The sequence below is a fragment of the Sporosarcina sp. P25 genome, assembly GCF_002743235.1.
Taxonomy (GTDB): domain Bacteria; phylum Bacillota; class Bacilli; order Bacillales_A; family Planococcaceae; genus Sporosarcina; species Sporosarcina ureae_B.
In genome coordinates this window covers 1-18,790 of record NZ_PDYV01000013.1, presented here as the reverse complement: position 1 = coordinate 18,790, position 18,790 = coordinate 1, and the positions used below count along the sequence as shown (strand labels likewise).

Here is an 18,790-nt window from a genome sequence, read left to right as displayed (position 1 = left end):
ATACTTCTGATTCCCCGGTATTCTACATCTATAAAAAAAAGAGCTGGTAATATAGAATTTCCTATTACCAGCCCTAACGCATATTTACTCTAGACCCATTTCTTCTTTTACTACTTGTGAAATCCGATCTGCATAGTCTGCACATTGTGCTTCTGTTTCAGATTCGACCATTACACGGACGAGGGGCTCTGTCCCTGAAGGACGTACAAGTACTCTTCCCTGTCCGTTCATCTCTTTCTCTACTTCGTTAATAACCCCGACAATACGCATATTATCCATGACCGCATATTTATCCATTACACGAATATTAATAAGTTTCTGTGGATACACTTTCATTTCGCTAGCTAATTCAGATAATTTTTTACCTGTTTGCTGCATGATGTTCACAAGTTGCAATGCCGTCAGTAAGCCATCGCCCGTTGTATTATAATCCATAAAGATAATATGGCCTGATTGCTCACCACCAAGATTATAATGATTTTTACGCATTTCTTCTACGACATACCGATCACCTACAGCTGTTTGAACACTCTTCATGCCAAATTCCTCTAGAGCTTTATAGAAACCTAGGTTGCTCATCACAGTAGAGACGATAGTGTCTGATTTTAATCTGCCTTTGCTATGTAAATATCGAGCTACAATAAACATAATTTGGTCGCCATCGACAATGTTTCCTTTTTCATCTACTGCGATAAGACGATCTCCATCGCCATCAAATGCTAAACCGATATCTGCACTCTTTTCTACTACGAGTGCTGCAAGTGCTTCAGGGTGTGTGGAGCCAACGCCATCATTAATATTCAAACCATTTGGAGAAGCACCCATTGTAGTCAAGTCTGCATCCAAGTCTGCAAATACATGAGTTGCCAAGACTGATGTCGCACCATGTGCACAATCAAGTGCTACATGAATATTCTCGAAATCGTCATCGACAATTTGTTTCAGATATTGAATATACTTTTGACCGCCTTCAAAGTATTCCGTTATGGTTCCAACATTTCCACCAACAGGACGAGGCAATGTATCTTCTTCTGCATTTAATAGTTGTTCGAATTCTTCTTCCTGTGCGTCAGTTAATTTAAAGCCGGTTTCTCCAAAGAACTTAATTCCATTATCTTCAACTGGATTATGTGATGCTGAAATCATAACACCTGCTTGTGCGTTCATGACACGTGTTAAATAGGCTACGCCTGGTGTACTAATTACGCCTAATTTCATAACTTCCACACCAACAGATAATAAGCCTGCTATTAAAGCATTTTCAAGCATTAAACCAGAAATTCGTGTATCTCTTCCTACTAGCACTTCGGCTTTCTCTTCCACATCTTTAGTAAATAAATATCCACCGATCCTGCCTAATTTAAATGCCAATTCAGGTGTTAGTTCCTCGTTGGCTATACCTCTGACGCCATCTGTTCCAAAATACTGTGTCATGTTGTATTCTTCCTTTCGATCTTATCTTAGATCACGTTTGGTACGAGCTTTATGATTCTTTCTTATCATCCGTCTTTTTCGATATGTCGGAAGTATCACCTGAAACTTTCACCTGAATTTTTAATTTAGCAGGTGTCACTTTAGTAATTCCTTCGGGATTTTTTATATCCACTTCCACTTTTCCGGACTTATTTATTTTATCTATATCCAGTTCCACTGGGATTTCTTTAATTGCGTCCACTATGCTTTTGGGACCGTATACGCGAATGGATTGAACATCAGGTACTGCACTTTCAATAGTTATTCCATCTGGAGATTGTCCCTTTTGTTGCAATTTCAATGGAATTTCACGACTATATTCTTGGATATCTACTTTCACCGTGACTTCTTCCGGATCCAATTCAACGGATAGCTTATTCAAGTCGCGATCCAATACGCGAACGCGTGATTTTTGCTCAAAAGACTTATTTAGGCTACCGTCATTGGTAATAGAAACTTTTACGAAACTAATCGCATCCACAACACTTTTCGCACCTGTAACATTAATCGAAGAGGGGTGGACACCCATGCTTTTCACTTCATATCCTTCTGCTAACAATCTAGTATTCATCTCAGGATCAACACGAAATGACTGGGTTACCTTCTCCTCAATATTAATATTAACTGTTGAAGGATCAAGTCGAACATCCAGTTTATCTGACAAATTTTCCGCTTGTATACGTACGGTATGTTCACCGAGTGTCAAGTTTTGTAAATCTAATTTCAATGTAAAATCTTTTAACAGTTTAGTAGTCTGTACAATTTGGGCCGGTCCTTCAATCGTCATATTGACCATGTCAGGTACTCCTGTTACTACTAAATTTTCCGTATCGTAATAAACTTCCACCGGTACGTCTTGCAAGAGATCGAACACATCGCCTATTGTATTACGACTTGATTGATCCTCCGCTTTTACTGATAAAAACAGCATAATCGCCAAAAATAGAGCAGTTAGTCGAAGAAACCAGGGGCTATCCATAAATTTATCCATTTTTTCTCTTCCCCCACTTCCATAGAGAAGTATCTGTTTGTCCTGTTGTGTTACCGAACCAGGAAATACGTAATAGCTTTTCGAATTCCTCAATATCCAATTTCCGATTGATTTCTCCATCTGCAGCCAGACTTATGGCACCCGTTTCTTCTGACACAATGATGGTTACTGAATCAGTCACCTCACTGATTCCAAGCGCCGCACGGTGTCGTGTACCGAGCTCTTTGGAAATAAACGGACTTTCCGACAATGGTAAATAACAACCTGCGGCAGCAATACGGTTCTTCGTCACAATAACCGCACCGTCATGCAATGGTGTGTTTGGAATAAAAATATTGATAAGAAGTTCGGAAGTAATATGTGAATTCATAGGGGTACCTGTTTCGATATATTCACTAAGACCTGTTTCCTTCTCAATTGTAATTAGCGCACCAATACGCCGCTTCGCCATATAGCTAACGGATTTGACGAATGCTTCAATCAAGCGGTCACGTTCTTCTTCCTCCTGCATAGCAGTACGTGCAAAGAGTTTGCCCCGTCCCAATTGTTCTAATGCTCTGCGAAGTTCAGGCTGGAATATAATGATCGCAGCCAAAAAACCAAATCGAAGTACTTCTTCCATCATCCATTGAAGCGTCTTCAAACCGAACCATTCTGTAATATAGCGACCGATTAGAATCACAAATATACCTTTTAGTAATTGAACAGCCTTTGTTCCTTTAATGATGGTAATTAATTTATAGAGTACGAACCAAACAAGAAGCACATCCACAATATTTTTCAGTATTTCTATTGGTGCTAACGTTGTTGCTTGCTCCAAACCCGGCATGTGCTTCCCCTACCTTTTAAGAAAGTTCTTATAGATTTAGTATAACATAATTCCCAACTAACATGCCCAACTAAAAGGTCATGTACATCCGAATGAAAATCAAAAAAGTGATGCGGAAGCCCTTAAGCCGCATCACTTTGAAAAGCTATTTTTCTCATTCATTTTCAAGCTTTTGTTCCTTCGATGCAGGGATAATTTCTTTTGCCAAAGACTTCATCTTATACCACAGCCAATCAAAGATCTCATCAATTTCTTCACTTGATCCCGTAATAACGGCCGTTGAAGCCATATACTTAGAACCTCTAATAACCGTGACATCACCATCAACTTCTCCTTCAATCCGAAGGTCTCCGTTCTTCACGACAAGATCACCAACAACCGTTTCTCCTGCTGGCACCACAACCGTTTCCCCCTCTACAACCAAGTTAGGCTGTTTTGTAAATGAAAACTGCTGTTCATTTTCAAAACTTGAGAAGAAAGATGCACTCATAAGCAATAAAAACATTGCAGCCGCCACCATAAATGGATGCTGACGAAACCATTTACTCGGACCTTTCTTGATTGTCCGTCTCGGCAATCTTGCAGTTACACCATTGACAAAGCCAGGAGGTGCTTCCACTACATCCACACCCTTAAATAAAGTAACGGTCTGCTCTAGTTCCTCAAATGTTTCTCTGCACTCTTCACATGACTTCAAATGTTCGTTCATAACTAGTTCTTCCTCATTGGTGATTTCACCATCTAAAAACGCATGCATATAATGGACAACATGTTTAGGACATTTTTCCATAAATCTAACCTCCTACATACTCCCCATTTGTTGCCGAAGTGCTTCTCGTCCTCGATGTACTCGTGTTTTTACTGTGCCGAGTGGCATCTCCAAAATGTCAGCAATTTCCTGCAACTGTAGGTCTTCCATATATCGTAAAATAATAATCGTGCGGTATTTATCGGGCAGCCTGTTTACTTCATATTGAATACGATCCTTCATTTCCATCTTTTCTACTTCTTCTTCCGGTAATTGTTGCACCGCTGCAATTTGTGAATACATATCCAAGCCTTCCGTCCCTGGAATTGTAGCATCCAAGTAGTGATCAGGTTTTTTCTTACGAATGCGGTCTATACACAAATTGGTCGCAATACGGTACAGCCAAGTAGAAAATTTTCTCTTTTGATCATAGGTTTCCAAGTTTACATAAGCACGCACAAAGGCTTCTTGCGCAATATCTTCTGCCTCTGCTGCATTGTTCAACATTCGGTAGCAAACTTGATATAGCCGGTGCTGAAAGTGGATTACGATTTCCTCAAAAGCTTCCTGATTGCCATGTAAAACTTCTTTTACTCGTTTGTTAATTAACTCGTCCAATAGGCTTCACTCTCCGCTCTTATGCGGCTGTCCCTCTATATACGTTAGAAACATCATTTGGTTTCACTTTTTTCATTTATTACGTTCATCTCTACTTTATCATTATTCTGGCTATCAGTGATAGTCATTTCTTAAATTGAAAAAAGTGATTAAAACCCGTAGGCTTTAACCACTTCAACAAATTACAATAGTTTTTCACCAAATAACGATCCCATCAAGCCGACTGCTACGTCAGCCGTCTTATTGTACTCGTCAAGTACAGGGTTCACCTCAACAAATTCCGCGGATGTAATGACATGTGCATCTTCAAGTAATTCCATAGCCAAATGACTTTCACGGTATGTGATTCCACCTGGCACCGGTGTTCCTACTCCCGGTGTATATAACGGATCCAAACCGTCCAAGTCTAATGACAAATGAACACCATCTACTTGTCTTGATGCAAAATATTCAAGTGTTTGCTGTATGACCACTGACATTCCATAACGGTCGATTTCATGCATAGTAAATACTTTTACGCCTTTTTCTTTAATCATTTGGCGTTCACCAGGATCTACTGAGCGCGCTCCGATAATCACTACATTTTCAGGCTTGATTTTTGCTCCTTCACTATGCACATTCACCAATTGTTCATGGCCCAGCCCCATACTGACCGCGAGCGGCATACCGTGGATATTTCCCGACGGAGATGTTTCGCTTGTATTCATATCTGCATGCGCATCGTACCAAATAACACCAAGGTTTTTATAGTGTTCTGCCAACCCTGCAAGTGTGCCTATTGCGATACTATGATCTCCACCAAGCACGAGTGGAAACTTCTTGTTTTTTACAATAGCCGAAACTGTCGCAGCAAGCTCTTCAGTCGCTTCAGTCACTTCTGTTAAGTTCTTCAACCCAACCTCATTACACGATAAATCACGAATGGGAGAAACAGAAATATTTCCTTCGTCCATTACGTGATGCCCTAATGCCTGCAGACGCTCTACCGCTCCTGCATATCGAATCGCACTGGGTCCCATATCCACTCCACGGCGGCTCTGACCAAGATCCACGGGTACTCCAATTATTGAAATGTTTAGTTCGCGCATAACCAATCCTCCCACCTGATCTTTATATTTTTGAGCAACACAGTATTTTCATATTCTTTTCGCATCTTCTAGTGACATGGGTCGACCGAAATAATAGCCTTGTCCTTCGCGGCATCCTAAGTTGTAGAGCATTTTGGCCTGCTCCTGTAATTCTATTCCTTCCGCCACTACGTTCAACCCCGCCGTATCAGCAAGTGTCACAATCGCTTTGACAATAGCCTGACTGTTTTCATTCTCCAATATATCCCGTACAAATGCCATATCAATTTTTAACGTATCAGCCGGGAGTTCTTTAATATAACTAAACGTACTATAACCTGTCCCAAAGTCGTCAATCGCAATCGTAATCCCTTCACTTCGAAGTCTTTGAATGGATTCTTTCATGCCTATCGTATCCATAAATGAGCTTTCTGTCAGTTCCAACTCTAGCATCTCAGGCGGTACGCGATATTCTTTAATAATATTCAAAACGGAGTCAACAAAGCCTTCTTCTTTCATTTGAACTGTTGAAACATTCACAGCAAAGCGGCATTCTCCACCAGCTGCCCGTTCTATTTGTGCGCGTTTACACACTTCCCGTAAAATCCATTCTCCAAGCGATACAATGATTTTCGTTTCCTCAGCGAGTGGAATGAACTTATTAGGCGGAATAACACCTAAATCGGGGTGTTTCCAACGCACAAGTGCTTCTACGCCAGTCAACTCACCGGTATCTAGTAATACTTTCGGCTGGTACTCAAGATAGAAATGTTGTTGTTGCACACTTTTACGTAATTCATTTTCCAACAAAATTCGCTCTAAAGACATCTTTGAAGTACCCGGCTCGTACATTTCAGTAGCCCCGCCACCATGTAACTTGACCTTCCCCAATGCCAACGTAGCTTTAGTGATCAAATCAGATGGCTGATTGGCGTGTTCAGGATACATAGAAATACCGCAACTAATGGACAATGTGTAGTTTTGTTTTCCAACTTGGATTGGTTGTTCTAAAAACGTACGAATATCTTCCGCATGATTATAAAACTCTTCTTCATCTTTCAAACCGGATATGATGAATGCAAATTCATCTCCCGCAATACGGGATAATAGGCTTTCAGGACCTGTTCTCTTTTTCAGCCGTTCTCCAACCATCGCCAATAAATAATCCCCTGCTTCATGCCCTAGTAAATCGTTAGCATAGCGCAGACGATCAATATTTATATGAACGAGGGCAAATACTTGCTTGCGGGTACGTGCTCTTTCAAATGCCAGTGCCATCTGTTCTCTAAACGAATTTCGGTTCATTAAGGAAGTTAGTTGGTCATTGTAGACAAGATATTTGATTTTTTCGTCTGATTTCACACGTTCGGTGACATCTCGCATGACAACCAATAATTTATCTTCATATTCAACTGATTCTTTCACTTCATTAATTTTCGCTTCCATAACATGCAACCCTTTTTTACTATCTAAAAAAGAGTACTCTATATTAAATGCTTGGCGTTGATATCCTCCAAATTGCATAATTTTCTTTTGTACCTGTTGGCGATTTTTCTTAGAAATATAGGAAAAGAATGAATTGGAATATAGTTCATCCACTGAATGTCCAAGAAGCTTCTGAAATGATGGAGAGACATAGTAAAGTTTCCCCTGCCGATCAATAATCGCAATATAGTCAGATGCATTGTCTGTAATAATTTCATAAAGATCTGCATTTTTTCGTATTTCTAGTTCCATTTTCTTTCTCTCGGTAATATCATAGCGGATTGAAATATATTGATAAGGTTTTCCTTTATCATTTAAAAATGCGACGATTGTGGTGTCTACCCAATACGTTGAACCATCCTTCGCACGATTACATATATCGCCACGCCAAGTATTGCCCATCCCAATCGTTGACCACATCTCTTTAAAGAACGCTGCGTCATGGTGACCTGAGTTTACAATACGTTGATTAGCACCAATTAATTCTTTTCTTGAGTATTTTGAAAGTCTTTCGAAGTGTTCGTTTGCATATTGGATCGTTCCTTTTGAGTCGGTGATTGCGACGATAGCTGCTTGTTCTAGTGTATAAGAAATATCACTAAGAACCTTTTGTAATTCCTTTTCACTACTAGACTCAACAAATACATCCATACCGTTTAAAAATTCTTGCATTGCTATATCACAATCCCTATATCTAGTTATTTTTCATTAATCATACAAGATAAACTACCTATATGTGTTACAAATTATTATACATGATAATTCCAATTATTCTATATGATTGAGTGTTTGTACAACAAAAAAACCCTTCATTATTTTAAAATAATAAGGATTTAACATATTAACTATTGAATTGTAAGTACGTCAGTAAAATGGCTGGGGTAGCTGGATTCGAACCAACGAGTGACGGAGTCAAAGTCCGTTGCCTTACCGCTTGGCTATACCCCAATGTATAGCTAGTTATACTTTCTACAGGTAAAATAAACATGGTGGTGGGGGACGGATTCGAACCGCCGAACCCGGAGGGAGCGGATTTACAGTCCGCCGCGTTTAGCCACTTCGCTACCCCACCGTGTTAAAATCGTGCTAAGCTTTGCTTTTAAAAAGTAAATGGTGACCCCTACGGGATTCGAACCCGTGATACCGCCGTGAAAGGGCGGTGTCTTAACCGCTTGACCAAGGGGCCATGAAAGTGTTCATGGAGCTTCCAGCCGGGCTCGAACCGGCGACCTCTTCCTTACCATGGAAGCACTCTACCTGCTGAGCTATGGAAGCATAAAAAAATGACTCCGCAGGTAAGACTCGAACTTACGACCGATCGGTTAACAGCCGATTGCTCTACCACTGAGCTACTGCGGAATAATAATATGTTTCGTACGCTTGACGACAAAAACCATTATAGCATGCTTGCTGACTCTTTGCAACAGATACTTTTTATATCACTCAAGCTTTTTTAATTATAGTGGGCTTAGTCATAGACGTCAAGGGTTTTTCATATAATAGTTTAGACTTCACATAATTAAGGAGAATGGCATGATAAAAAAACTTCTCTTCCTTTTTGTATTGACTGCACTATTCTTGGCTTTTATTCCTCAATTGACCAAGCCTTCTTCAACCTTGAAGGCAGTTTTCCGATTGACTGAACAACCCGCAGTGATAGTGAAAGGTACACAAGGTTCAGCATTGACCATTAATATTTCATTTGGTGAGAAAGAAGTGGAAGAACTTCTTGGAAAATTATCGCAGCCCTATCCTTTATTGTTTATTGATAGTGACTGGGCTTCACGCTTCCCTCATATTACAGAACAGATTAAACAGCGATCTATGCCTGTCGCATTACTTGGTACTGAAGGTCAACATTATGAAAGCAATCCCAAGCTTTTAAGCGAGCAACTTCAAACGTTTGAAGAGTTGTTTAGCACACGCCCTCTTTGGTTCCGTACGACAGATGAAGAATTCCCTTTGGCATTATTGCAAGAGTTAAGTGAAGCAGAAATAAATGCCTTAGGCTCTACTATTCAGTGGTCTGGTGGTACACTCCCGAAGGCTACTAAGGGAGAAATTATCGCTGTTCCATACGCTCGCAATGAACACGTAGCCATGGCAGATATTCAGCGACTACTTGCTAGCCGTACTTTTCAATCCGTAGAGGATCTATTATTTCAATCGACTGTAAAAACAAAAAAAATTCCACAATAAAAAAACTGACAAGAGAAAATCTCCTGTCAGTTTTTTTGGGATTTGCCTACTTGTTTCTTCGTCTTTTTTCTATCATTTCTGCGTTTATCCAACTTTTCTTTATCAATATCGGATTGTTTATTGTATTTAGGCAATACTAATAATTGATACGCATTCACTGCGAGCAGCGGGAATAAGAGAATAGTTACCCATTCATCTTTGTTACCTGAAGTGACCATAAGTGCCGGCAACCATTCAAGCGTCGTGATAACAATCATAAAAAATAATGCAGAAATCAATGCATGTTTTTTCGTCCACTGTGCTTTGAAGTACGCTGTCACTACGGATACTGCAATCAAGGTAATCAGTAAGAAGATATACAGAACTGTACGACTCATATCTGCTTTCGTTAATTGGAAACGGAAAAAGACTAAATCAAACAGCACGACTACTATGATCAACATTTGAACCCAGTTCCACAACGTTAGTGTACGGAACAAATTCACGCCAAACTGATGAACGGTCAAATAGGCGAAGAAACCCATCTGCGCAATTACACTCATCGTAAATCCTAAGAAAATCATCCATAAAAAAGCACCAAGAAATTGCCATATCTCGCCTACCTGTAAGTATCCATAGAAAAAGTCCCAACGTACAATTAGACCGACAACCGCTGTAATCGCTCCGCCAATTGCCATTGCGCGTAAGAAAAATTTAACCCAATTTCGTATTGTCACAGCACTGTTCCCCTTTTTATCATGTCTATCCTAGTGTATCAACGATCGACAAAAAAATCTATTTCATTGAACGATTCATGCATATTCCTTCATATATTGTGAACAATAAATGAAAATACAAGTGGAAGGTTGAGTGGAATGAAAAAATTCGCAGTTCTTTTTCTATTCCTTCTATTCCTTACGGGTTGCAGCGGAAGTCATCAAGCAGCACCAAGCTATGATGAGATGAAAAAGATGATGACAGATGCAATCCAGACGGAAGACGGAAAAAAGGCACTCCGTAAATTGATGACTGATCCCGAGTTCAGGGAGTTATTAGTACTTGAACAACCAGAAGTCAAGCAGAGCATTGAGAATGTACTGCTTTCTAAAGAAGGTGAACGTTTTTGGAAAACCGCTTTTGAAGATCCTAAATTCACTGAATCCATCGCAAAAAGCATGAAAAAACAACAAGCGGATATCATGAAAGATTTGATGGGAGATGCTTCTTTTCAAAAAGAAATGGAGAAGTTTTTCGGTCAACCTGACATGATGAAACAAATGGAGAATATCGTCAATTCAGCAACGCTCAAGAAGGAAATGGAAAAGACTATACAGGACACTATCAATAGTCCTCTCATGCAAGCAAAGTGGCAAGAATTGATTATGAAAGCAGGAAAAGGTGCTGCAGAGGGATCCACCAAGGATGGTGGTAAAGGAGAAAAAACAGACGAAGAAGGAAAATAATCCTTTCTTCGTCTGTTACATTTTACTTTTCCGTTTTTTTGATTACTGTATCGGCAACGTCTAAATAGATTTTCCCGATCGGATGATCTTCTGCATAGACAGAAGGTGCAAAATCCGTTTCGTTCCAGTCAGGTTGACCAAGAGGTATTTGTCCTAGTAATTCTGTACGAAGTTCTTCAGATAGACGAACACCACCGCCTTGACCAAAGACATACTCTTTTTCGCCTGTTACTTCCGATGCAAACCAAGACATGTTTTCAATAACACCGAGCAACTCATGTTCAGTCTGTAATGCCATCGCCCCCGCACGTGCTGCAACGAATGCTGCAGTTGGGTGCGGTGTAGTAACCACAATTTCTTTGGATGCTGGAATCATTTGGTGAATATCAAGCGCTACGTCCCCTGTTCCTGGTGGTAAGTCGAGCAACAAATAATCCAACTCGCCCCAGTCTACGTCACGGAAGAATTGATCTAACACTTTTCCAAGCATAGGTCCACGCCATACAACAGGTGCGTTATCTTCAACAAAGAAGCCCATTGAAATCACTTTTACGCCAAAACGTTCTACCGGCATGATACGATCTTCCCGGACTTCAGGCATAGCTGTAATACCCATCATATCTGGTACACTGAATCCATAAATATCTGCATCGATCAAACCAACTTTTTTGCCACGTCTGGCTAAAGCCACTGCTAAGTTGACAGAAACTGTAGATTTCCCTACGCCGCCTTTTCCAGATGCAATCGAAATAAACTCAATATTGGATACTGGCGATAAGATATCTTGTGCTTCCGCTTCCGTAACTGTACCACGAAATTGTTCTAATACTTCTTTAGGCAGTTCTTCAAATCTAATACCTACCGAATCGGCTCCTGCTTCTTTCAATACTTCTACTACTTTTGATTGTAGCGTCAATTGCTCTCCGGTATTCACTTTCGCAATCGCGACTTTAACACTGACATGTTCTTTCTCTGGTTTGATGGTTACATCCACAATACCATTTGTTTCTGCCAATGTTTTATGTAAAAACGGATCTTCCAATGCGCCAATCAGTTCACGAACTTGTTGTTCATTAATCACATTCGACACTCCCTACTGGATTCATTCACTCCTTTTTAGTATATCATATTCCCTATTCACTCAAACGTCATATGCTTTATTGCTCTTCAGCGAGTTGATATTTTACGATTCCATCTACAATCGCTGCCGCCACTTTTTTCTGATAGGATTTACTTGATAATAACTTTCTTTCTTCCGGATTGGACAGGAAACCTGTTTCTACCAATACAGCTGGCACCGGTACTTTTTTCAACAAATAGACCCCTGTGATTTTCATAGCTTCCCGCTCTGTATTTTTCAACTGGTCGCGCAGTTCATTTTGGATGGACGTCGCCAGCTGCTTACCCTCTGGATGGCCCCCTGGATGATAGAATACTTGCGCGCCTCTCCAGCGTTCTTCTGGAATTGCGTTCACGTGTACGCTGATAAACATGTCAGGCTTCGATTCTACTGCCATGCTTTCACGTAGTTTCAAATCTGCGAACTTTCTGCTTCTCAACGAAGTGAACGTCTCGGATGGTGCATGTTCCGCTACTGCATCCCCGCTTTTCTCTCTCGTCATTTCTACGGTTGCACCTTTTTTCTTCAATAGTTTACTTACTTCATGGGAGATGTTTAACGTAATATCTTTTTCAACGAGTTCGCCTGCCGAAGCACCTCCGTCTTCCCCACCATGCCCAGGATCAATTAAGATGCTTACACCACCGAGTTCTGAGGGCAGAAAGAATCCACGATCAGATGCTTTGACACCGTATAACACTCCACCTAATGAGAAAATTATTAGCAACCCTGTCACAAGCCACTTTTTCATACAGACACCCCTTTTTCTTTCACTATACGCTTGGACTTTTGAGGTTATGTCTACGCAGTAGCAGATGGATGAATTAGAGGTTTGAATACGGAGGCATGCCGAGAAGACATAGAATTTGATAGGTTGAAAGCATCATCGCTCTGTACACAAAAAAGCTGTCGTAAGAAGTTTTCACTTCTTACGACAGCTTTGGTTTAGCTTGTTATTTCGTTTCGCCTTCCCATGCGAGCATACCGCCTACCATGTTGGTTACGTCAAAGCCTTCGTCTGCCATAAGCTCTTGTGCACGTCCGCTTCTACCGCCTGAACGGCATACAAGGATGTAAGGTGTTTCTGTATTCAATTCGTGCATTTCGACAGGTAGATTGCCGAGGGCAATGTGTTCTGCACCTGGAATCATACCTTCTGCTACTTCGTCATCTTCACGCACGTCGATGATATTCAATTCTTTACCGCTTTCCAATTGCTCTTGTACTTCTTTTGCAGTTAATTCTTTTAAAGTCATGAGTGGCATCCTCCAAAGTGTGTAATGTACTCCTATTCTATCTTGCTCGGTCAATCATTGTCTATTGAAATGAACTAATTAGCGTTGCTGTATTTCTTTCATAGTATGGCCACGGTTTTCCCATAATCTAGTCGTGTCCGCTATTTCGACAATCGCAGGGATATAGCGCTCAGATTCTTTAATAGGCAGTTCCAGACGGGATATAAATAAGGACAGTTCCATCATGAAATCACCACCACTTACTTGCAAATTATATACTAGTTCTGAGACTTCTACGTCTACATTCAATTGATCACCGAAATCTTCTTTCAACATGTTTTTTAAATTTAATTGCTCCGGTGTTTCTTGTACGTACTCTTCGTCAATGAAACACAGTAATTCTTCTCTTCTAGGTATATAATACGGCTTTCCAGCTGCAGTTTGTCTTAGGTTTTCCTTCTCAGCTTCTTCGCTTGTCGCTTCAGCCACAAATTCGTTTGATTGAATATAGACGAAGCTCTCTTCTAGTTTTTCTTTCACTTGCTTACTTCGCAAAAAACTTTCCACTTCATCCAGTGAAATGTTTTCTTCGTTTTGATTAGTGTAAATTTCAATAACTTTTTCAATAGGCACTATCCCATATAGATTTGTGCACGCTACAATATACTTCATTACCAATTCTTTATCCATCATATGCACACCTTTCGCTGATCCGAATACATTCCCGATGTACTCCTTCTGTATTGTATCAATATTATCATCTATTGTTCTGACCTAGAACTTTTTTGATCATCCTTGAAGGTGTCATAATATACTATATCAACTTGAAAATTCAGGAGGAATGGTATGGGTGCTATAAATGGCAACGAGTTTGTGCGTAGAATGGATGAGCAGAACGCGGAGATTTGGCTCGATGGAAAGCAATTGAAAGGTCCTATTTCTAAACATCCGGCATTTAAAGGACTTATAGAAACAAAGGCCTCTTTGTATGATTTACAATTGTCACCTTCACATAAGGCTCTTATGACATACGCTTCACCAGTCACAAATGAGCGCATTGGACTTTCGTACTTACAACCGAAAACCAAAGCGGATTTGCGCAATCGCAGAGTTATGACAGAGGAATGGGCAAGACTTTCTTGCGGCTTACTTGGTAGAAGTCCCGATTACCTCAATACGGTGATTATGAGCTTTGCCTCTTCTTCCGCTCACTTGCTCGGCAAGGAAAACTGCTTTCCAGAACATATTCAAGCGCTTTATGAACGAGCACGAGAAAAAGATCTATCCTTTACTCACACCTTCATCACGCCACAGGTCAATCGATCTCAGGCTGCCTTTACTACGTCAGATGAACCGATCTCCGCCAAGATTGTAGATAAAACAGCAGCTGGACTCATCATTAAAGGAGCTAAACTACTGGCAACACAGGGCGGCGTGACGGATGAGGTATTGGTATTCAGCACGCCTTCATTTCTTGGGGATTCTGATGAAGCTTTCGCCTTTTCAATACCTTCCCGTACAGAAGGTTTACGTTTTCTCTGTAGGGAATCATTTGTAGGGGGGAATTCCACATTTAATTACCCACTGAGTTCGCGATTTGAAGAGATGGATGCTGTAGTTGTTTTCGATAATGTTCTCGTCCCGTGGGAGCGTGTATTCTTTCATCACAATAAGGAAGTAGCTTCAGAATTTTTTTCAATGAGTTCATTCCATCCGTTCGCCACACATCAAGTCATTACGAGACAGATCGTCAAAACAGAGTTCATGCTGAATTTAGCAGAGCAACTCGTCCAAATGATTAATGTAGCCGAATATCTCCATATTCAAGAAAAACTATCTGAGATAATTATTGGACTCGAAACAATGAAAGCATTACGAGATAAATCTGAGGCCGATGCATCACTCGATCAATGGGGAAATATGTGTCCAAGTGCAATACCACTTCAAGTAGCTAGCAATATTTTTCCGAAAGTCTACCCGCGTTTCAGTGAGATCATTCAGCTAATCGGAGCGAGTGGGATGATTGCGTTACCTACCGATAAAGATTTCCAATCTCCTATTCAACTTGATCTCGAAAAGTACCTACAAGGTGCTACGAAAACCGCGTTGGAACGTGTGCAACTATTTCGGTTAGCTTGGGATTTGACAATGAGTTCGTTCGGCACAAGACAAACACAATATGAGCGGTATTTCTTCGGGGATCCGGTACGCTTATCAGGTCACCTATACCGATCCTATCCGAAAGACGCAAGTCAGGAAATGATACGCCGTTTACTTTCCTATTAAATGAAAAGTCAGTAATTCGCCGAAATTATTGCGACTCATTATATTATTCACATGCTACACTCTGTGTATGGAGTTGATGATTATGGTGCTATCTGTAAATCGTATTGAGCTCTTCCAAGAAGCAATCCAGTTTATCCATAGTTGTTATGATGAACTAGGAATTTCTCAAGAGGAACAACTCATGCGCGTCAAAGAAATTGAAGAGGAGATTATCCAAACGGGAACGTACACTCATACACAATCCGAACTGACACATGGCGCGAAAATGGCTTGGCGAAACAGTAATCACTGTATCGGACGATTATTGTGGGAAACGTTGGAAGTATTTGATGAACGACAAGTCACTACTGCTGAAGATGCATTTGAAAAATTGAAGCATCATGTGGATTATGCAACGAATGATGGAGATATTCGTTCAACGATTACCGTCTTCGCCCCTCGGGTACAAGACAAAGACCCTCTGAGGATCTGGAATCATCAATTAGTTCGTTATGCTGGATACGAGGATGGAGCTACAATCATTGGCGACTCTGCATCCATTGAGATGACCAAGTTGTGTGAACGTCTGGGATGGCGAGGGAACAAAACACCTTTTGATGTATTACCGCTTGTCATTCAAGAGTTTGGGAAATCTCCACGACTCTTTGAACTACCGAAATCATCAGTAAAAGAAGTACCTATCAGTCATCCCGAAATTAAAGGAATTTCCGAGTTGAATACAAAATGGTATGCCGTTCCGATCATTTCCAATATGCGTCTTGATATCGGTGGAATTGAATATCCTATGGCACCATTTAACGGCTGGTATATGGGCACAGAAATTGGAGCACGTAATCTTGCAGATGCGGATCGTTATAATCTTTTGCCGTCTGTCGCCAAACTGATGGGGCTAAACACAAAATCCAATCGTTCTCTTTGGATAGACAAAGCACTTGTGGAGTTGAATATAGCTGTTCTACATTCCTACGAGAAGGAAGGTGTCACACTTGTTGATCATCATACCGCAGCGAAACAATTCAAATCGTTCGAAAAGAAAGAGCGGAGTGTTGGAAGAAGAGTGACAGGTAACTGGGTATGGCTCATCCCACCACTGTCACCTGCTGCCACGCATGTTTATCACAAGCGGTTTGCCAATGACATTATGACACCCAATTTCTTTTATCAGAAAGATCCCGAATAAACCAACGCCCCTGTGCCATGTTATATGGTATAGGGGCGTTTTTTTAGTGAACAGGTATTTCTTGAAAATCAATGCGAATAAATTTACCTGTTTCAGTTGAATAGGTGACAGTCACTATCACACCGAATTCCCGTTCTTCCTCTTTTAGCCAAAGTTGAAATTTTTCCACGTTTGTAACTTTTTTTGAGTCGGTTGCGATATGCAAGTAATCCTTGATATCTGCATGAGGATATTTAAGCATCGTTTGCTTGATCGCAAGCCTTGACCATTTGGCGTATGCCGGTACTTCAACTTTACTATGTGCAGCAGCTGGCGCATCACTAGTACCCAACCCACTTGTCCATAATATTCCAAGTGCCAAACCTATTTTCGCTAAGATGGCGCACACCTCCTTTGGAAATAGCATGCGCTGTTTCTACCCATTCGATTCTAAATAAAAAACATCCAACTATGTTAGGAGGCCGCTGAAAAACTAACATTTATTTTTGATACTTGGTTTTTCAAACGAAAACAGGGCACGTTCCATCTGATTTTTGATGGAATGTGCCCTGTTTCTTGATCTGTTTTATTCTTTTTCACTCAGGAGCTTGATAATTCGTTTCAAGTTGACCGCAAATATGGTGGTGGCTCCTTGTACCTCCATGCCGAATATGCCCGCGGATTTAGCTGTTTTATAGCCATGCGGATGTTTCAATTCACTATTCTTTACTTCAATTTTATAACGATTTTTGGCGAGTCGTTTAAATTCTTCGGTCTCTTGAAAGGCGGCTTGTTCTTCATGTTCAAGCGACTTAATCGTCACACTGTATGTTTTACTTTTCGCTCCGTCTTTATAACACCCCTCACGCAACGGGCAAACCTTACATTTTTCAATATCAAAATAATACGTGGTACTCTGATTCCTTTTCTGAGTTTTCTTGCCCGTCCGTGCTTTTCGCGTTGCCAGGTGTCCGGCCGGGCACACGAACAGTTCTGCATCTTTGTTGTAATCGAATACGATTGTTCTTCGTTCGTCTACGTCAGTTAGGGAAGGATTTAATTTTGAAATAAGTTGAAGCTCTTCTGATTTGGCGTACTCTAGATTATCTTTCCCCGAGTAGGCCGCGTCGCCCAGAACGGTTTCGACCTCCATGCCGGCTCTTTTACTTTTCTGAATTAATTCTTGAAGATACTGCCCGTCACTTTTTTCGCCTGTCGTCACGATAGCCGCGGTGATAATTCGTTAGTCGCTCATCGCTATATGCGTTTTATAACCAAAGAAAGCAGAATCCGCCGATTTATGCCCCACTCGTGCGTCCGGATCGTTAGAATACCCCCAGTGGTTCTCATAGTCCTCAATGACTTCTTTCAGCACATTGACTCGTTCTTGTACGGCCGGGATATGTGCGACCTTTGATTGCCTTTCCACTGCTTCCACCACTTGCCGGCAGTACTGTAATTCTTCTTCGATTTCATCTGATGCAGGTTTCGCGGGGAACTTCCCGACCATTTCTTCTTCCAGTTGATAGACGGCTTTCCGCACATTTTTCGACTTTGCCCGTAGAAACTCTTTTGGTAATTTCTGTGTAAAGCGTGCTTGCGTATGGGTGGCGTCCACCATGATCATTTTACTGAGAAGTAGCCCTTTTCCAACGGCAATTTCCACCGTTTTATTGATGAGAAGGTCCAGTAGATTCATGTCTTGTAGGCGAAGCCGGCGGAATTTCGTCAGGGAGCTTGAGTTGATGACGTCCTCTTCCGGCGCCATTTCTAAAAAGTATTTAAAGGACATGTCGTATCGTGAACGCTCGACAAGATCTGCATCTGATAAATCATAGATTGATTTGAGCAGTAAGTATTTGAACATACGAATCGGATGAATGGCGTTGCGTCCATTATCCAAACAATATTTCGCTTGAAGTTCATCCAGGACAAATGAAAAGTCAACTAGTTCGTTGATTTGTCGGAGCAGATGGTCTTGCGGGATCAGTACGTCATACAGCGCCATATACGGGCTTCCATTCGGTGTTTTTCTTTTGGAAATCATAAGCACACTGCCTTGGATAGTTTTACCAATTATACTATAGATACTGAATAGAAAGAATTAAAAAGCAACTGTACGAACGGGTTTCCGTCCG

17 protein-coding genes, 5 tRNA genes and 1 pseudogene are annotated in these 18,790 nt (G+C 40.9%); 4 read left to right on the top strand and 19 right to left on the bottom strand.

Translation table 11 applies throughout. The features are described from left to right. Positions 1-84: 84 nt before the first annotated feature. From glmM to CSV70_RS11615, 12 genes are all read right to left on the bottom strand, one after another. The gene (glmM, locus tag CSV70_RS11670; RefSeq protein WP_085131970.1) at positions 85-1,434 is read right to left on the bottom strand and encodes a phosphoglucosamine mutase; all 1,350 of its coding nucleotides are present in this window, start codon (positions 1,432-1,434) and stop codon (positions 85-87) included. Positions 1,435-1,483: 49 nt separating this feature from the next. Continuing rightward, positions 1,484-2,464 (bottom strand): CdaR family protein, encoded by a 981-nt coding sequence (locus CSV70_RS11665; protein WP_085131971.1) that lies wholly within the window; start codon positions 2,462-2,464, stop codon positions 1,484-1,486. Continuing rightward, positions 2,457-3,293: a diadenylate cyclase CdaA gene (gene cdaA, locus CSV70_RS11660; protein ID WP_085131972.1), complete on the bottom strand. Its 837-nt coding sequence runs from the start codon at positions 3,291-3,293 to the stop codon at positions 2,457-2,459. Before cdaA ends, CSV70_RS11665 begins: the two co-directional genes overlap by 8 nt. 154 nt (positions 3,294-3,447) lie before the next feature. Next, positions 3,448-4,083, bottom strand: a complete 636-nt coding sequence (locus CSV70_RS11655) for an anti-sigma factor family protein (RefSeq protein WP_085131973.1) — start codon at positions 4,081-4,083, stop codon at positions 3,448-3,450. Positions 4,084-4,095: 12 nt separating this feature from the next. Further along, positions 4,096-4,659, bottom strand: a complete 564-nt coding sequence (sigW, locus tag CSV70_RS11650; protein ID WP_085131974.1) for an RNA polymerase sigma factor SigW — start codon at positions 4,657-4,659, stop codon at positions 4,096-4,098. Between the two features lie 182 nt (positions 4,660-4,841). Then, the gene (gene rocF, locus CSV70_RS11645; RefSeq protein ID WP_085131975.1) at positions 4,842-5,747 is read right to left on the bottom strand and encodes an arginase; all 906 of its coding nucleotides are present in this window, start codon (positions 5,745-5,747) and stop codon (positions 4,842-4,844) included. Between the two features lie 48 nt (positions 5,748-5,795). Beyond that, complete coding sequence (locus tag CSV70_RS11640; protein WP_099629178.1) at positions 5,796-7,883, bottom strand: sensor domain-containing protein; 2,088 nt, start codon at positions 7,881-7,883, stop codon at positions 5,796-5,798. Positions 7,884-8,084: 201 nt separating this feature from the next. Next, positions 8,085-8,159: transfer RNA gene (locus CSV70_RS11635), tRNA-Gln, on the bottom strand. A gap of 39 nt (positions 8,160-8,198) precedes the next feature. Continuing rightward, positions 8,199-8,283 (bottom strand) — tRNA-Tyr (locus tag CSV70_RS11630). Between the two features lie 39 nt (positions 8,284-8,322). After that, a tRNA-Glu gene (locus CSV70_RS11625) sits at positions 8,323-8,397 on the bottom strand. Positions 8,398-8,410: 13 nt separating this feature from the next. Next, positions 8,411-8,486 (bottom strand) — tRNA-Thr (locus CSV70_RS11620). A 12-nt stretch (positions 8,487-8,498) separates the two neighbouring features. Continuing rightward, positions 8,499-8,570 (bottom strand) — tRNA-Asn (locus CSV70_RS11615). A gap of 174 nt (positions 8,571-8,744) precedes the next feature. Between CSV70_RS11615 and CSV70_RS11610 the strand changes: the two genes are divergently transcribed. After that, a complete protein-coding gene (locus CSV70_RS11610) occupies positions 8,745-9,410 on the top strand; it encodes a polysaccharide deacetylase family protein (protein ID WP_099629177.1) in 666 nt (221 codons plus the stop codon). A gap of 26 nt (positions 9,411-9,436) precedes the next feature. Here CSV70_RS11610 and CSV70_RS11605 read toward each other — a convergent pair whose 3' ends face one another. After that, on the bottom strand, positions 9,437-10,126 hold the full coding sequence (locus CSV70_RS11605; RefSeq protein ID WP_099629176.1) for a KinB-signaling pathway activation protein: 690 nt from the start codon (positions 10,124-10,126) through the stop codon (positions 9,437-9,439). 138 nt (positions 10,127-10,264) lie between these two features. Here CSV70_RS11605 and gerD point away from each other — a divergent pair, with 138 nt between their 5' ends. Next, the gene (gene gerD, locus CSV70_RS11600; protein WP_085131979.1) at positions 10,265-10,852 is read left to right on the top strand and encodes a spore germination lipoprotein GerD; all 588 of its coding nucleotides are present in this window, start codon (positions 10,265-10,267) and stop codon (positions 10,850-10,852) included. 22 nt (positions 10,853-10,874) lie between these two features. Here the strand turns inward: gerD and CSV70_RS11595 are convergent, their stop codons facing one another. The 4 genes from CSV70_RS11595 to CSV70_RS11580 all read right to left on the bottom strand — a co-directional run bounded on the left by CSV70_RS11595 (position 10,875) and on the right by CSV70_RS11580 (position 13,897). Then, positions 10,875-11,933 carry an Mrp/NBP35 family ATP-binding protein gene (locus CSV70_RS11595; RefSeq protein ID WP_085131980.1) on the bottom strand — a complete coding sequence of 353 codons (1,059 nt, stop codon included), beginning with the start codon at positions 11,931-11,933 and terminating at the stop codon, positions 10,875-10,877. 76 nt (positions 11,934-12,009) lie between these two features. Next, positions 12,010-12,723 (bottom strand): N-acetylmuramoyl-L-alanine amidase, encoded by a 714-nt coding sequence (locus CSV70_RS11590; protein WP_099626734.1) that lies wholly within the window; start codon positions 12,721-12,723, stop codon positions 12,010-12,012. A 202-nt stretch (positions 12,724-12,925) separates the two neighbouring features. Next, on the bottom strand, positions 12,926-13,228 hold the full coding sequence (locus CSV70_RS11585) for a rhodanese-like domain-containing protein (protein ID WP_085131982.1): 303 nt from the start codon (positions 13,226-13,228) through the stop codon (positions 12,926-12,928). Positions 13,229-13,306: 78 nt separating this feature from the next. Continuing rightward, a complete protein-coding gene (locus CSV70_RS11580) occupies positions 13,307-13,897 on the bottom strand; it encodes a hypothetical protein (RefSeq protein ID WP_099629175.1) in 591 nt (196 codons plus the stop codon). Between the two features lie 156 nt (positions 13,898-14,053). Here CSV70_RS11580 and hpaB point away from each other — a divergent pair, with 156 nt between their 5' ends. Together hpaB and CSV70_RS11570 are read left to right on the top strand one after the other, a co-directional pair. Beyond that, entirely contained in the window at positions 14,054-15,493 is a 1,440-nt protein-coding gene (gene hpaB / locus CSV70_RS11575) for a 4-hydroxyphenylacetate 3-monooxygenase, oxygenase component (RefSeq protein WP_099629174.1), read from the top strand. A gap of 82 nt (positions 15,494-15,575) precedes the next feature. Beyond that, positions 15,576-16,673: a nitric oxide synthase oxygenase gene (locus CSV70_RS11570; RefSeq protein WP_199171621.1), complete on the top strand. Its 1,098-nt coding sequence runs from the start codon at positions 15,576-15,578 to the stop codon at positions 16,671-16,673. A 43-nt stretch (positions 16,674-16,716) separates the two neighbouring features. Here CSV70_RS11570 and CSV70_RS11565 read toward each other — a convergent pair whose 3' ends face one another. Together CSV70_RS11565 and CSV70_RS11560 are read right to left on the bottom strand one after the other, a co-directional pair. Next, positions 16,717-17,079: a DUF3889 domain-containing protein gene (locus tag CSV70_RS11565; RefSeq protein WP_099629172.1), complete on the bottom strand. Its 363-nt coding sequence runs from the start codon at positions 17,077-17,079 to the stop codon at positions 16,717-16,719. A 159-nt stretch (positions 17,080-17,238) separates the two neighbouring features. Further along, positions 17,239-18,699 (bottom strand): annotated as a pseudogene (locus CSV70_RS11560) (IS1182 family transposase). Positions 18,700-18,790: the final 91 nt, after the last annotated feature.

Excerpts from the sequence above, each read along its gene's own strand:
- CSV70_RS11585 (WP_085131982.1), bottom strand. The coding sequence starts at position 13,228 with ATGACTTTAAAAGAATTAACTGCAAAAGAAGTACAAGAGCAATTGGAA.
- glmM (WP_085131970.1), bottom strand. The coding sequence starts at position 1,434 with ATGACACAGTATTTTGGAACAGATGGCGTCAGAGGTATAGCCAACGAG.
- CSV70_RS11655 (WP_085131973.1), bottom strand. The coding sequence starts at position 4,083 with ATGGAAAAATGTCCTAAACATGTTGTCCATTATATGCATGCGTTTTTA.
- rocF (WP_085131975.1), bottom strand. The coding sequence starts at position 5,747 with ATGCGCGAACTAAACATTTCAATAATTGGAGTACCCGTGGATCTTGGT.
- CSV70_RS11590 (WP_099626734.1), bottom strand. The coding sequence starts at position 12,723 with ATGAAAAAGTGGCTTGTGACAGGGTTGCTAATAATTTTCTCATTAGGT.
- CSV70_RS11610 (WP_099629177.1), top strand. The coding sequence starts at position 8,745 with ATGATAAAAAAACTTCTCTTCCTTTTTGTATTGACTGCACTATTCTTG.
- gerD (WP_085131979.1), top strand. The coding sequence starts at position 10,265 with ATGAAAAAATTCGCAGTTCTTTTTCTATTCCTTCTATTCCTTACGGGT.
- CSV70_RS11570 (WP_199171621.1), top strand. The coding sequence starts at position 15,576 with ATGGTGCTATCTGTAAATCGTATTGAGCTCTTCCAAGAAGCAATCCAG.
- CSV70_RS11580 (WP_099629175.1), bottom strand. The coding sequence starts at position 13,897 with ATGGATAAAGAATTGGTAATGAAGTATATTGTAGCGTGCACAAATCTA.
- cdaA (WP_085131972.1), bottom strand. The coding sequence starts at position 3,293 with ATGCCGGGTTTGGAGCAAGCAACAACGTTAGCACCAATAGAAATACTG.
- CSV70_RS11665 (WP_085131971.1), bottom strand. The coding sequence starts at position 2,464 with ATGGATAAATTTATGGATAGCCCCTGGTTTCTTCGACTAACTGCTCTA.
- CSV70_RS11640 (WP_099629178.1), bottom strand. The coding sequence starts at position 7,883 with ATGCAAGAATTTTTAAACGGTATGGATGTATTTGTTGAGTCTAGTAGT.
- CSV70_RS11565 (WP_099629172.1), bottom strand. The coding sequence starts at position 17,079 with ATGCTATTTCCAAAGGAGGTGTGCGCCATCTTAGCGAAAATAGGTTTG.
- hpaB (WP_099629174.1), top strand. The coding sequence starts at position 14,054 with ATGGGTGCTATAAATGGCAACGAGTTTGTGCGTAGAATGGATGAGCAG.